The organism is Amycolatopsis orientalis (genome assembly GCF_000943515.2).
Classification (GTDB): domain Bacteria; phylum Actinomycetota; class Actinomycetes; order Mycobacteriales; family Pseudonocardiaceae; genus Amycolatopsis; species Amycolatopsis orientalis.
This window is the reverse complement of sequence record NZ_CP016174.1, coordinates 2368096-2382149: the sequence shown is the minus strand read 5'-3', so window position 1 is coordinate 2382149 and position 14054 is coordinate 2368096. Positions and strand designations below refer to the sequence as shown.

General features: G+C 67.8%; 12 protein-coding genes and 1 pseudogene. 6 read left to right on the top strand and 7 right to left on the bottom strand.

Features of this window, described 5'->3' with window-relative positions:
- Positions 1-192 precede the first annotated feature (192 nt).
- From SD37_RS10685 to SD37_RS43060, 3 genes are all read left to right on the top strand, one after another.
- Positions 193-624, top strand: coding sequence for a PLAT/LH2 domain-containing protein (locus SD37_RS10685; protein WP_044851064.1), 432 nt, complete (start codon positions 193-195; stop codon positions 622-624).
- A 375-nt stretch (positions 625-999) separates the two neighbouring features.
- Positions 1000-1923, top strand: coding sequence for an NACHT domain-containing protein (locus SD37_RS10680; protein ID WP_145926593.1), 924 nt, complete (start codon positions 1000-1002; stop codon positions 1921-1923).
- On the top strand, positions 1923-2960 hold the full coding sequence (locus SD37_RS43060) for a hypothetical protein (RefSeq protein ID WP_044851062.1): 1038 nt from the start codon (positions 1923-1925) through the stop codon (positions 2958-2960). Before SD37_RS10680 ends, SD37_RS43060 begins: the two co-directional genes overlap by 1 nt.
- Here the strand turns inward: SD37_RS43060 and SD37_RS42565 are convergent.
- The 6 genes from SD37_RS42565 to SD37_RS10645 form a co-directional block, all read right to left on the bottom strand.
- Positions 2851-3603, bottom strand: coding sequence for a hypothetical protein (locus tag SD37_RS42565; RefSeq protein WP_145926592.1), 753 nt, complete (start codon positions 3601-3603; stop codon positions 2851-2853). The two genes, SD37_RS43060 and SD37_RS42565, sit on opposite strands and share 110 nt — an antisense overlap.
- 29 nt (positions 3604-3632) lie before the next feature.
- Entirely contained in the window at positions 3633-4598 is a 966-nt protein-coding gene (locus tag SD37_RS10665; protein ID WP_145926591.1) for a class 1 isoprenoid biosynthesis enzyme, read from the bottom strand.
- 240 nt (positions 4599-4838) lie between these two features.
- A complete protein-coding gene (locus SD37_RS10660) occupies positions 4839-5702 on the bottom strand; it encodes a 3-hydroxyacyl-CoA dehydrogenase family protein (RefSeq protein WP_145926590.1) in 864 nt (287 codons plus the stop codon).
- Positions 5699-5899: a hypothetical protein gene (locus tag SD37_RS43450; protein ID WP_044851058.1), complete on the bottom strand. Its 201-nt coding sequence runs from the start codon at positions 5897-5899 to the stop codon at positions 5699-5701. The genes SD37_RS10660 and SD37_RS43450 overlap by 4 nt, the downstream gene beginning before the upstream one ends.
- Complete coding sequence (locus tag SD37_RS10650) at positions 5896-7116, bottom strand: thiolase family protein (protein ID WP_044851057.1); 1221 nt, start codon at positions 7114-7116, stop codon at positions 5896-5898. Before SD37_RS10650 ends, SD37_RS43450 begins: the two co-directional genes overlap by 4 nt.
- Before the next feature lie 323 nt (positions 7117-7439).
- Positions 7440-8054 (bottom strand): hypothetical protein, encoded by a 615-nt coding sequence (locus tag SD37_RS10645; protein ID WP_145926589.1) that lies wholly within the window; start codon positions 8052-8054, stop codon positions 7440-7442.
- Positions 8055-8181: 127 nt separating this feature from the next.
- On the opposite strand from SD37_RS10645, the gene SD37_RS10640 reads away from it, so the two are divergent.
- The 3 genes and pseudogenes from SD37_RS10640 to SD37_RS41900 form a co-directional block, all read left to right on the top strand.
- Positions 8182-10812 carry a tetratricopeptide repeat protein gene (locus tag SD37_RS10640; RefSeq protein ID WP_167369630.1) on the top strand — a complete coding sequence of 877 codons (2631 nt, stop codon included), beginning with the start codon at positions 8182-8184 and terminating at the stop codon, positions 10810-10812.
- A 423-nt stretch (positions 10813-11235) separates the two neighbouring features.
- The gene (locus SD37_RS10635) at positions 11236-11907 is read left to right on the top strand and encodes an MFS transporter (protein WP_044851055.1); all 672 of its coding nucleotides are present in this window, start codon (positions 11236-11238) and stop codon (positions 11905-11907) included.
- Positions 11829-12450: pseudogene (locus SD37_RS41900) on the top strand (TraG/VirB4 family ATPase); the annotation flags it as partial. The gene SD37_RS10635 and the pseudogene SD37_RS41900, both read left to right, overlap by 79 nt.
- A 163-nt stretch (positions 12451-12613) precedes the next feature.
- On the opposite strand, the gene SD37_RS10625 reads toward SD37_RS41900, so the two are convergent.
- On the bottom strand, positions 12614-13981 hold the full coding sequence (locus tag SD37_RS10625; protein WP_167369629.1) for an MFS transporter: 1368 nt from the start codon (positions 13979-13981) through the stop codon (positions 12614-12616).
- Positions 13982-14054: the final 73 nt, after the last annotated feature.

Below are 14054 nucleotides of genomic sequence, written 5' to 3'. Positions count from 1 at the left end.
CTGCCGCCGCAAGCGCAGGCTCACGAGGTCCACATCGGACGTCCACGCCGACGTCCGATGTGGACAAACCAGAACACCTGGTGAACGAGAAGGATCGCCCTTCCGAGGGACTGGTCTTGCCGCCTCGGCGGCGCCGTCATCACGATGTGACGTGCGACAGCCCCGCCGGGGCGCGTGACAGGAGGTCCGCCGATGCGCTCCACGGCAGGTGAACTGTGGTTTTTCCTGGATATCAGCACCGGCGACGCCGACCACGCGGGCACCGCCGGTGAGGTCCGTCTACGGCTGTGCGACGCGGAAGGTGTGTGCTCAGTAGAGCAGGTGCTCGGCCAGGCCAATCACGATCATTTCGAGCGAGGCCGCACTGAACGGCACTTCGTTCGCGTCCCACCCGAGTTCGCCGCACCGGACCACATCCGGCTGCGACTGACCTCCGGTGGACGCTGGCTGCTGCACAGCGTGCGGGTGATCACCCCGGACGACCGCAGCAGCTACACCAGCGGCCCCCGTGACGTGTGGCTGACCAGCGACACCGGCGATGACGGAAACGAGGCCACCGTCCGCCTCATGCTCGACACCCAGCACGCCGGCGCCCCCACACCGCCACGGCACGCGCGTGCCTGACAACCCCGAACCGAGAGCCGTCGTCCCGCCGGCCCCGGAGCGACCTGGCCTGGCTGGTACCGGTGGTCCGGGCCCACGCGATGGCGCACTCAGTGGTGAGTGTGCTGCCCTCGTCGAGCTGAACGAACCCGAGAGTGTCCAGTAGTTCCACAGGCTGACCGCGATCTCCAGTCCCGCCCTGGCCTGGCCGGGCTCGCTCAGGCTGAACTCCAGCGCGGTCCGCGGGTTGGCGGACTCACGACGGAATTGGGCGAACCGCCCCGGTGGGAAGGCGGCCATTGGTGTTCTCCTTCGTCGCGCGCCGAAATGTCGCCCACCTCGTCCCACGCAGCGTGACAAGATGGCTACTTGGTCCACGATCCGAGGAGGGTGCCGGTGTCTCGACGGGCGGTTTTGGGGCGGGTGGCCCTGTGGGCGGTGCTGGCGATGGGTCTCGCGGTCATGTGGGGCCGCTACGGAGCCGCGACGGCGACGACCTTGCTGACCATAATCTCGGGCGGCGCGGCTTTGGCGCAGCTCGTGACCGCTCTGCGCTGGCGATCCGCGCAGGACGAGTCGAGCACGTCGGAGCAACTGGACCGGGCCGCCGAAGCGCTGGCGTGGGAGGTGCGCACCCAGTGGGAAGCCGAAGCAGGCCGCAGGCTCCTCGACGAGGCGGATGGCCTGTCGCTGCGCTGGGAAACGAAAAGCGGCTCAGCGACCGGTGATCTGGCGGAGCTCGTCAGCTCGTACGCCGATGCCCCTCGACGGCTCGTGGTGATCGGAGAACCCGGTTCGGGCAAGACCGGCCTGAACGTGCTGTTGACGCTGGAGTTGCTGCGTCGCCCCTCACCGCCGCGGACTCCGGTGTTGTTGCAGATCTCGTCCTGGAATCCGTCGGAGGACTTCCACGCCTGGCTCATCCGCAGCGTTCTCGAGTTCTATCCGTTCCTCGGCAACGAGGCGCGATTCGGTGCCACCGCTGTCCGGGATCTCCTCGCGCAGCACCGGATCCTGCCGGTGCTGGACGGGCTCGACGAGATGGCCGAGGATCGCCGGGCGGTGGCGTTGCGGGCCATCGGGCTCGATCGCCGCAGCGGCGAACCACTGGTTTTGACGAGCCGCACCGCCGAGTTCGAAGAAACCGGGATCGTCCGCGACGCCTTGGTGGTGAAGCTGTTGCCGCTGACGGCGGACACCGCGGCGGAGTACTTCTCGACGTCGCTCCGAGTGCGAGACTCGATCGTTGGGATCCGGTCCTGGCCCGGCTCACCGAGGAGGACGGCGGACCGGTCGCCGAGGCACTGCGCACCCCGCTGATGCTCTATCTCGCGCGCTCGGCCTACGCGGATCCCGGCACCACTCCGGCGGAATTGCTGGACCTTCCCGACGCCCGGCGAGTCGAAGAACATCTGCTTGACGCCTTCGCCGTGCAGGTGTTCGCCTACCGGCCTCCGTCCCCTCTCGCCAGTACGACCCGTCCGTCCCGGCGGTGGGATCCGGCGAAGGCCGAGCGTTGGCTCGCCGCTCTCGCCCGGATGACCGAAGGCGACATCGCTTGGTGGCGGTTGTACCGCACGGTCCCGAAGGCGGTGTTCATCGGCACCGGCATGCTCATCGGCGGATCGGCGTGCACCTTGCTGGGCTGGCTGATGTTCGGTTTGTTCGGCCGCCCCGTCTTCGGTGCTCTGCTCGGTCTCGCGGTCGGCCTCACCGGCGGTCTCGCGCTCGGCTTCGTCCCGACCGAGGCACCGCGCCGGTTCGTACCGCGTGTGCTGCGCCGCAGCGAGCTCACCAGAGACCTGGGATTCGGCCTGATCGGCGCCGTGGTCGGCGGACTGGTGGTGGGCATCCTCTACGGCGGAGGCTTCGGCATCGCGATCGGCCTGGTCTTCGGCGTCGCGTTCGGTGTGGTCCGCAGATTCACCGAACCGACCGAGCCACGCGAGGCGGTCACCCCCGCCAGCGTGATGCGAAGCGACCGATTCGCCGTCCTGTACGCCGCCGGTCTCGGCGGGCTGGTCGGTGCTCTGGTCGGCGCGTTCATGGGCGGGGTGGTCGGCGCGGCCACCCGCGGACTGGGGATCAGGATCGACAATCCGGTCCTGGTCGGTCTGCTGGGTGCGGCGGTCGGCGCGCTACTCGGCGCGTTCGGCCTGGCGTTGATCGTTCAGTCCACCAGCGCGTCGGGACGCTCCACCACCACGCGGGCCTGGCTGGCGTTGCGGGGCGTCACACCGCTGCGGCTCATGACGTTCCTGGACGACGCGCGCCGTCTGGGTGTGCTGCGCCAGGTCGGTCCGTACTACCAGTTCCGGCACGCGCTGCTCCGTGACCGGCTGGCGCGGCGACACTGATCACCACAGGAGTGCCCAGCAGCCAATACGTCCGGCGCCCGGGTGGTTGCAGGCCGTACCGCGCCTGGGGGAACCGCACCCGGGCAGGCGCCCCCGGCCTCAACGTATGCTGGAACTCCAGGTCGCCGAGCCGCCGGTACACGCGTTCCCAACAGGCCACCGGATAGACGAAGTCCAGCCGGACCCGGGCGTCATCGTCGAAGCGCCGCAGCAATTCCCGCACGTCTTCGGGCTTCGTGAGGTCGCAGACCTGTCTGTCCACGGCGAGGCGCATCACCTCGAACAGGCCCTCCCGCAACGACTCCGACCGCTCGGCCAGCCATACCGGCTCGAACGCGTACTGGCGTCGTTCGCCCGCGACCAGCACCATCGCCCGTAATGTCGTGTACACCGCGAGCACGACGCCCCCCACCGTGAACGACTCGCGAAAGGCACCGACGACCACGAATTGGCCCAATGCCACCAGCGCGACCGCCACGGTCGCGAGCCAGAGGGTCACTCGATGCGCCCGCGCGAACGCCGGCTCCCGAAGCATCGTCAGCCCCCGCGAAAGAGCGACACTCCCCCAGCTGGGCGGTGGCAGCGGAATCGGAAGATCGGGGCGGAGCAGGTCCGGTTCGAACGGCGCGCCAGTCGTCACCATTCCCACCGTCCTCGACCGTCAACCGCTGATCAATCCCTGCGACGCCGCTGCCCTGCCTTTTGTATCAGGTTATCGCCCGGCCGCATCAGCACGCCGAAGGGCGTGGACGCGGGCGGTCGCCCGACCCCAAATCCTGGCCAGTGCAATCGAAGAAAGGCTATCCACAGAATGGCGTACAGCACTGCGGAAAAGGGTCGAATCCGCCCATAATGCTCGACGAGCGGCCGTTTCATCACCCGAAATCGCCGACAGATATCACTCAATGTCACCTCGCCGCGGACAGCGGCGGTCTCGATCCCCGCCTGCCGGTCGAGCACCACGTCCTGGTAGTCGTCGAGCAGTTGCAGAACTCCACCGATCTCGCGGATCAGCGTCACTTCACCGTCGCTCATCGCCGGCCGCATCAACGCGAACAGCACGACGACCGCAGCCCCTCCCTTGGCCTTGGTGAGCTCCATCAAGGTCACCGCCGAGATCTCCGGATCGCGCTGAATACGAGATCGCGTCTGATACTCATGCACGGCTGTCAACGCGGTGAAGATCGGATCGTCCCGGCCACGATCGAGACGCCGTTCCACCTCACGATAGAGTTCGCCCAAGAGCCGCTCCACGTCGTTCCGCGGCGCAAACGAACCGCCTTCGAAGAGTGCGGACAATCTTCCGGCGAGATCCTCGGATCCGTACTCGTCGAACAGGTCGTCGTACAAGCGCGCGACCGCGCCTCCGAGCACCGCCAGATCCGCCCTGAACGGCACCCCGGCCACCGCCGCATAGCCCTCGATCAGAAAACTGATCTTGGTGCCCGCCGCGCAAAGCGACCGGTCGACGTGCTCACGCAGGCCAGGGTCGTTCAGCGCCGAATCGACGATCGGGGCAACCACGTCCCCGTACACCGCGACATACTCGGCCGCACGACGACAGACCCTTTTCACCGGCCCCGCCAGCCCCACCGACCTGCCCAGCGCGCCGAGATCCCGCCAGAATCCTCCACCCATCCACTGATATTCAGGTGATCAGCGGAACAAAGTCGAGACCCATGGCGGTACATGTCCCCATCCCCATGCACGATGGGCCGGCCGAGCGGACATCCCTTCGCCAGGCACCGGACCACGAACGCCGTCACCTTCTTCTGCGTTACCAGTGAAGATCGAAGAACCACCTCACGAGCTGTTCGGACTCCTCGCCACTGGCGCCGATTCTCCTCAGCGGCGACATCACCGACCGGCGGCCTGGACCTACTCCCAGGTGTGGAAGCCGCGACCGGTCTTGCGGCCCAGCTCCCCCGCCGTCACCTTGTCGCGCAGGAGCTTCGGCGGCGCGAACCGCTCGCCCAGCGTCTTGTGCAGGTACTCGGCGATCGCCAGCCGCACGTCCAAGCCGACCAGGTCCGTCGAGCGCAGCGGGCCCATCGGGTGCCGGTAGCCCAGCTCCATCGCGCTGTCGATGGCCTCCGCGTCCGCGACGCCCTCTTCGAGCATCCGGATCGCCTCCAGGCCCAGCAGCACGCCGAGCCGGCTGGTGGCGAAGCCGGGCGAGTCGCGCACGACGACATCGGTCTTGCCCAGGCCCCGTACCCACTCACTCACCCGGTGCACCACCCCGTCCGCGGTGGCGGGCGCGTGGACCACCTCGACCAGCTTCGCCGCCGGGACCGGGTTGAAGAAATGCATTCCCACGAACCGGGCAGGGAGGCGCAACGCCGCACCGAGTTCGGCGATCGACAGCGAGCTGGTGTTGCTCGCCAGTACCGCGCGGTCATCGACTACGGCTTCGACCTTCGTCAGGACGTCGATCTTGAGGTCGGCGCGCTCGGGTACAGCCTCGACGACGAGGTCCGCATTCGCGGGGAGTTGCTCGATGTCGTCGACGACGACCAACCGGTCGAGCACGACGGCGGGGTCGATGGTGAGCTTCCCGAGCCTGGCGGCCTTGGCCAGCCCGTCGGCCAGTCGCGCACGTGCCGCGTCGGCGGCATCGGCGCCGCTCTCGACGACCGCCACGCGAGCGCCGCGAGCGGCGAAGACCTGGGCGATACCGGCGCCCATCCGGCCACCGCCGATCACCCCGACCGTGCTGGGGACCTGCCGTGGCGTGTTCACGGTTTGTTCCGTTCCAGGAACCGGGTCATCCGGCCCCGTTCGTCGTCGGATTCGAACAGCACGGCCTGGGCCAAGTCGTCTTCCGGGTTGCCGAGCGCGTAGCCGTCGACCGCGGCGTTGATCGCATTACGCGCGGTCGGGCGATTCAAGGTGACGACGACCCCGTCGTCGCGTTTCTCGACCAGCAGCGTGTTCATACGCGCTCCACCAGCAGGGCGACGCCTTGGCCGACTCCGACGCATAGGGTCGCGAGGCCGCGGCGGCCCGCTTCGCGCTCGAGGCGCCCCAGCAGCGTGACCATCAACCGAGCGCCAGAACAGCCCAGCGGGTGACCGAGGGCGATCGCACCGCCGTCGGAATTGACCTTGGCCTCGTCCAGCTTCAGTCGGCGCATCACGGCGAGGCTCTGTGCGGCGAATGCCTCGTTCAGCTCGACCGCGTCGATGTCGTCGACCGTCAACCCAGTGCGGCCGAGCAGCTTCTCCGTCGCCGGGACCGGTCCCAGCCCCATCACGTGCGGGGCGACGCCCGCATTCGCACCGGCGATGACCCGGGCCCGCGGCGTGAGGCCGTGCCTGCGAACCGCGCCTTCACTCGCGAGGACCAGCGCGGCGGCGCCGTCGGACAGCGGCGACGAGGAGCCGGCGGTGACGATCCCGTCCTTGCGGAACACCGTCCGCAGCTTGCCGAGTTTCTCCAGGGTCGTGCCGCGGCGCGGGCCTTCGTCCACTGTGAACTCGCCGTCCTTCACCGGGACGGGCACGATCTCAGGCTCGAACCGGCCTGCGTCGATCGCGGCGAGCGCCCGCTGATGGCTGCGCAGCGCGAACTCGTCACACTCCTGACGAGTCAGACCATCCAGAAGCGCGACCTCTTCGGCGGTCTCCCCCATCGACAACGCCACCTTGCGCACGTCGGGACCAGCATCCGGCGCTACGGCGTCGTCGTGTGCAGCGAATTCCGGGTTGGTGAAGCGCCAGCCCAGCGACGTGTCGGACACCTCGCCCGGCCGCGCCCACGGCGTCCCCGGCTTGGCCATCACCCAGGGCGAGCGGGTCATCGACTCGACCCCGCCGGCGACCACGACGTCGGCTTCCCCGGCCCGGATCGCCTGCGCCGCGGACGCGACCGCGGTCAATCCGCTGGCACACAAACGGTTCACGGTGTAACCGGGCACCTCGTCGGGCAGTCCCGCCAGCAACACAGCCATGCGCGCGACGTTGCGGTTGTCCTCGCCTGCCTGGTTCGCCGCGCCGAGGATCACCTCGTCGACCGACTCCCCGGCGACGCCCGCCCGCGCGAGGGCGTGCCGCACGACCAGACCGGCGAGATCGTCGGGCCGGACTCCGGCCAATGCTCCCCCGTACCGGCCCTGCGCCGTTCGGACTCCGTCGACCACGAACACCTCGGACATGGCTCTCCTCTTGACATCCGAACAGGTCCCGCTTTTACTGAGGCCATCATTATTTACCGTCCATTCGGTCAGTAAGCAAGGCGGTGGAGCTTCGCGTCACACCTCGAAATCGCAGACTCGGCCCGGACCTTGATCGAAGCCGACGTCGTGTCGTCGACGTCGGGTATTCGCATCGACCGGGCACGCGGCGGGGATGTTTTGGCGCGCATGACGGCGCATTGGCGGGTTCGGCGAGCGGCCTGGGGAACGGTCCTGGAACAATCCCGGACCACGCCCCCCAGGCCGACTCGGCCGAGGACCGCTCGGGCCTCAGTCGCAGACCGTCAGAGGGTTACACATTTCTGTGGTTGAGGGTTGCTGTTCGACGGCGCGTACCAATTCTCATTCGGCGGCGTCACCCCATCCGGTCCGTCGGAGGCGAGAGCCCAGTAGAGCAGCGGGTACGCGGGAGAATAGACCCGTCCCCCGATCCGCATCATCAGCCGGACACGCATCCCGGCGACGCGGTTGACTTTGGCCGTCCAGACGTTGGTGAAGTACGTCTTACCGGAGGACTGCGTGCCGCGGTCGATGTGATTGTGGCCGTCCCAGTTGGTCCGCCCGGTAGTGAGCCGCGCGCCGTCGGAGCACCGCTGGAGCGATACTTGCACATACCCGTACATCGCCATGTTCGCACGGCCGATCAGGCTGGACTTCGCCCACATCTTGACCCCGTCGCTGTAAAGGCAGGAGTGCAGCAATACCGCGTTGGTGGGATCGAAAGGCCACTTCGGCGGCCCGATCGGCTGGGGATCCGCATTCCGCCCGACGTTGCTGACCCAGCACTGCGTGGACTGAATCCCTATCGCGCTGTCCGCTTCCGCCGATGCGACGGACGGCCCGGCGACGACCAGTGCCGCCAACGCCGTTGCCATGCTCAAAACCTTGAATAGCCTCATGTCCGCCCCTTCAGTGTGTACTCGAGTTCCCGTCATGCGTGATCGACCTTGCCGCCGATCGGGTGCCGGTGTCGGCAACCCTGAACAAATCCGAACACCGGCGCTAAGATCGGCCGGGGAGGAACAAATGGGGGAACGGCCGCGTCCGGATGGCCTACGGGCCGCCGACGATCTCAGTGCGAGTCTGCGCGCGTTACGCGAGTGGGCGGGCAGCCCGCCCTATCGGGATATCCGATCGGCGATCGTACGTGCGCGGGCCGCCCGAGGAATTCCCGAAAGTCCCGGGCTCGGGACGGTGCACGGGTACTTCAAACCGGGGCATCGCAGACTGGATGCCGAGCTTGTCGTCGATATCGTCCGGGCACTCGGCGTCGACCAGACGGGGGCGGTCGAATGGCGGCATGCGTGCGCGGTGATCGCCGGGCGGATGAGCGCGGCATCCATTGTCGAAGTCGCTACCCGGCTTCCCCTTGATTCGCCCGATTTCGTCGGCCGGGACATCGAACTCAGCCGGCTGACGACTGCGGCGGCAGGCGGATACCGGGTGATCACCGGCATGCCCGGCGCGGGTAAGACCCAGCTCGCCCTCAGAGCAGGCCACGTGCTGCTGCGGCAAGGGCGATACACGGCGTTACAACTGGTCGTCGACCTCCGCGGTTACACCACCGGGGCACAGCCTGCGGATCCGGCGGCTGTGCTCGACGCGTTCCTGCGGGTGCTCGGCGTGCCGGGCGCACAGGTCCAGCGGCTGGACCTCGCAGGCCGGGCCAAGGCGTTCCGCCGGCTCATCGCGGGCAAAGACGCGTTGCTGCTGCTGGACAATGCCCTCGACGAAGAGCAGATAGCGCCGTTGTTACCGGAGAACGAGTCCTGTCTCACGCTGATCACCAGCCGACGCCGATTCCGTGGCCTGCCCACAGTACCGCTGCATGTCTTCACCAGGACCGAGGCGATGCAGCACCTTGAGCGAGTGCTCGGGAGAAGCCGCGTCCATGCCGAGCCCGCGGCAGCCACCGACATCGCCGAGCTGTGCGGGCGTCTCCCCCTGGACCTCGCCCTCACCGCCGCCCATCTCCGGCGCAAGGCGAACTGGTCGCTCGCCGACCACGTCGCCCGGCTGCGCTCCTTCGAGCGGGACGAAGGCGTCCGGCCCGCGTTCACCGCGTCGAAGGACAACCTGCCCGCCGCGCTGCAACGGATCTTCCGGCTGCTCTCCCTGCATCCAGGCGCGGACTTCACCTCGGCCGACGCGGCGGCGCTCGCGGACATCGACGCCGACGTCGCGGCCGACGCGCTCAACGAACTGAGCCTCGAGCACCTGCTCGAATGCAGGACGCCAGGGCGATACCACTTTCACGACCTGTTCCGGATCTACGCGGCCAGGCTCACCCGGGACGAGGACTCCGAGACCGAACGCCGAGAAAGTCTCACCAGGCTGGCCGGCCACTACCTCCGGGTTGCCCGCTCCGCGACAGCTTTGAGCTACCCGCACGATGACACCGACCGGCCGCGGCTTCCCGTACCGCCGGCATTCGACGACCCCACCAAAGCCAGAACCTGGCTGAACACCGAACTGCCGAACCTCCTGGCCCTGCTCCCCCATGACCTACCCGGCTATGCCCAGGCCCTGAGCACCACGCTCAACCACCACTTGCACACCCAGTCTCGCAACACCGAAGCGGCGAACCTGCACTCCCGCGCGCTCGAACTCGCCGTCGAAGCAGGCGATCCCCAAGGCGAAATTCACGCACTGAACGCCTACGCGACCGCGGTAGGGCAGCTCGGTCACTACGACGAAGCCTTCTCCCTCTTCGCCCGCGCGATCGACGGCGCCCGAACAGGAAAACACCACTCCGCCGAAGCAAGCGGCTGGTACGGCGTGGGTGAAATTCACCGTGCCCAAAGCGCATACGCGAAAGCGGAAGCCGGCTATGAGAAAGCACTCACCCTTGCCCGCGACACGGGCCGTCGCCCCCTCGAGGTGAGCATCTTGATCGGGCTCGCGGACAGCCACCTCATGCAGGGCCATCACGACAAAGCGGAGACCGGCTTCACCGACGCGCTCAAGCACGCCGCCGACCGTGGCCACTCCGCGGCCACGGTCGAAGCGTGGTACGGACTCGGCCTGCTCAGCCAACTCCGTGGCGAGTTCGAAACCGCTCGTGAGCGATACCGGCAAGTCGTCGACATCGCAGGCAAAGCCGGCCACACAGCCGGGCAGCTCAAAGGCCTGCGCGGACTCGGCCACAGCCATCTGATGCTCGGCCACCACGAGCACGCGGCCGAACACTACGAGCACGCGTTGTCGCTCGCGCGAGCCACCGACAACCAGGCGGCCGAAGCCAGCCTGTTGAGCCACCTCGGCGGCCTTCAACGACGCCAAGCGCAATACCGGAAAGCGGAGGTCTCGTACCAGCAGGCAATGGCCATCGCCCAGGCCGTCGGCGACCGCAACATCCACTTCGAGGCACTCTATGGCCTCGGCCGCACCGCCCACTCCACCGGTGACCCCCACCAAGCGGCCCTTCACCACCGAACAGCGCTGAACATCGCCCGCGAACTGCACCAGCCCACCGACGAAGTCCGCGCCCTCGACGGCCTGGCACACGCCCACCACGCACTCGACCACCCCGAGTTGGCGCGCCAACATTGGACGCAAGCCCTGCAACACCTCGACCACCTCGACTGCACGGCCGCCGAAGAAGTGACCGCATCCACCATCCGCGACAACCTTCGACGCATCTCGGCCAACAGCTGAGCGGCCATTCACCTACATCGTCGCGTTTGGGTGGGGTCGTCCGCGGTCAATCTCGTAAACCACCAGCACTCCTGCCACTCCGGGTTGCGGTCAAGCCGGAGTGGCAGCGGGCCGGCTCCCGACGCCGTCATTCGACGCTGGGTACGCCGAAGCGAACCGCCACGGCCTCGGAGGAGACTCACGTGCCAAGAGTGTTCTGGTCAGAACTGATGGCGATCGGGCGGGATGCCATGTCAGGTGAACACCGGACACACGAGGGTGACCGGGCCGTTTAACGCCGTTTCGTAAACGGACTGGAGGTCTCGGTCAACCTACCCGAAGTCATATCCGCCGGGGCCGACTCATTCCGGATAAGGCAAGCTATTTCGAACCTGTTGTCCCGCACCGTCAAATGCAGCAAAGATCTCCACTACCCGCGACGACGTGTGGACAGGCGTCCACGACAAGGGGTTCCGGGATCGGCGCCGGTCCAGTCTGGGCCGTGCGGGAGCGACCTCACGACGCGACGGCCTGCGGCGCCCGTGCGCGATCGCGCCGAGCATCGAAACGCTGATCACCGTCCGGCTGGTCCAGGGCGTGGCGGGGGCGATGATGCTGCCGCAGGGCCTCGGCATCCTGCGCGACAACCTGGCTCCCCGCGATCTCACCAAGGCCCTGGCGATCTTCGGGCCAGTGCTGGGACTCGGCGGTGTCCTGGGCCCGGTACTGGGTGGCGCGCTGGTCGACTGGAACCTGTTCGGTCTCGGCTGGCGCCTGGTGTTCCTGGTCAACGTCCCGGTCGGTCTCGCGGCATTGGTGTTCGCCTGGCGGCTGGTGCCCCGCGGCGTCGGCGTCCGGAAACTGCGCGTGGACGTCGTCGGAGCCGTGTTCGTCGCCGCCGCGTCAGCGCTGCTGGTCCTTCCACTCAACGAGGGACAGGCCGCCGGATGGCCGTTGTGGACGTGGCTTTCGCTGTCCGCCGCCGCGCTCGGCTACGTCGGATTCGCGCTGTGGCAGCGCCGGGTCGTGCGCCTGGACCCGAGGACGAGTACGCGCGGCTGGCCTCCCAGGTCGGTGGCACCTACGTCCACCTCGGCGCGGGCGAGGTCCGGCTGAACCCGTTCGACCTGCCCGTGCACACCGACGCACACGGACGGCGCACCGCACCGCAGGACGCCCTGAAGCGGCGCGCTCTGTTCCTTCACACCGTCCTGGCCGTGCTCTTCGGCACGGAGATCACCGCCGCTGAACGTGCCGTCCTCGACACCGCGATCACCGCCACCTACGCCGGCGCGGGCATCACCGGCGACGTCCGCACCTGGACCCGCCCTGCTCCGCTGCTTCGCGACCTGCGCGACATCCTCGCCACCACCGGCGACCACGGCGACACGGTGGCCGCCGATCTGGCGGCTGGTCGTGGTCGACGAGGCATGGCTGCTCATGCAGCTACCCGACGGCGCACGCTTCCTGTTCCGCATGGCCAAAGCCGCCCGCAAACACTGGTGCGGACTCACCGTGGCCACCCAGGACACCGCCGACGTGCTCGGCAGCGACCTGGGCAAAGCCATCGTGGCCAACGCGGCCACCCAAGTGCTGCTGCGCCAAGCGCCACAGGCCATCGACGAGATCGCCGAGACCTTCGACCTCTCCGCCGGAGAACCGTCACGCACGTCGGCATCGCCATCTCGCCCACCGCCATGATCAACGCTCCAGACTTCGGCCTGCCCGTCCGGATCGATCCTCCGGGCCGCAACCTCGTAGGTGTCACACGCCCAACACCGGCACCAATCCCATAGAGCCGCGGGCGGGAATCGGCCGAACCCTATGAATCCGAGCGGCCGACGACACCCTCCCAGTTTGGTGGCGTAGAGCCCGTAATGGCCAGAGGAATCAGGCCGGCGGCGAGGAATCCGAGAGTGGTGAGGAGAAAAGCGGCCTGGTAGGCGCCCAAGGTCGGAATGACGTGCAGGGTGTGGCTGCTGACGAGGATGGCTCCCATGACGGCGCTGGCTGTCGCTGAGCCTATGGTGCGGAAGACGACGTTCATACTGTTGGCGATTCCGGTCTGGTCGGCTGGTACTGCCATGTTGATGCAGGTGGGCATGGCGCTGAAGGCCAGGCCTGTGCCGAGACCGATGAAGGCGCTGGCCAGATAGATGGCGATGCTGTAGTCGTGACCCGTGATCACGAGCAGCATGGCGACGGCGCTCACCACACCGCCCATGATCAGGCACCGGCGCGGTCCGATCTTCAGGCCGAGTGGGGCGGCGGCCAGGTTGCCCAAGGAGCTGGGCAACAGCATCAGACCGGCACCCAGCACACTGGCGGAGAAGCCGAATCCGGCCTCTCGGGGTGTCTGGACGAACTCGCTTACCATGATCAAAGAGCCATACATGCCAAATCCGGTCAGGGTTGCGGCGATACCGGTAAGGGCGACCGTGCGCCGGGTGAGCATGGTCAGGTCGACCAAGGGGTGGCGCACGCGGCGCTCGACGGTAATCCACGCTCCCAGGCCAATGGCGGTGAGGAGCATCAGCCCGAGGATGCGGGTATCGCTCCAGCCCCAGGTGTTGCCCTTGCTGATCGCGGTCAGCAGTGCACACAGCCAGCTGACCAGCGTGAGGGCACCAAGGAGGTCGACGCCGCGGACGTGGCCGGCCACGCGGTCCGTCGGAACGACCCTTGCCACTGCGAGGAGTGCCGCCAGGCTGAGGGCGAACAGCAGCCAGAAGATCGCCTGATACCCCCACCCGGTCATGAGCACACTGCCGGCCAGAACGCCAAGCCCGCTACCGACGCCCATGCTCGTGCTGATCAAGGCCATGCCCCGGGCGGGCTGAGGGAGGTGAGTGCGGATGATGCCCACCGCCAGCGGGAATACCCCGGCGGTCGCCCCCTGCAGGACGCGGGCAAGCACGAGCAGGGCGAAGGAATGTGTCAGCGCCGCCAATAGGGATCCGGCCACAGGCCCCAGCAGCGCCAGCAGCAGGAGACGCTTGTGCCCGTAGAGGTCACCGAGGCGCCCGAGCAGGGGTGTGAGTACTGCCGATGCCACAAGGTTGGCGATCATCAGCCAGTTGATGTCGGCCGCTGAAACCCCGAAGTCCCGGGCCAGAGACGGCAGCAGTGGCAGGAGTGAGGTCTGCGAGATCGGTAGGACGATCATCGCGGTCAGCAGCGCCACGAGCATGAGCCACGTCTGGCGCTGCTGTCGGGGTGCGGTCATGTCATCGCGTACAACCGCACCGTCGCCGGTAGCTGGA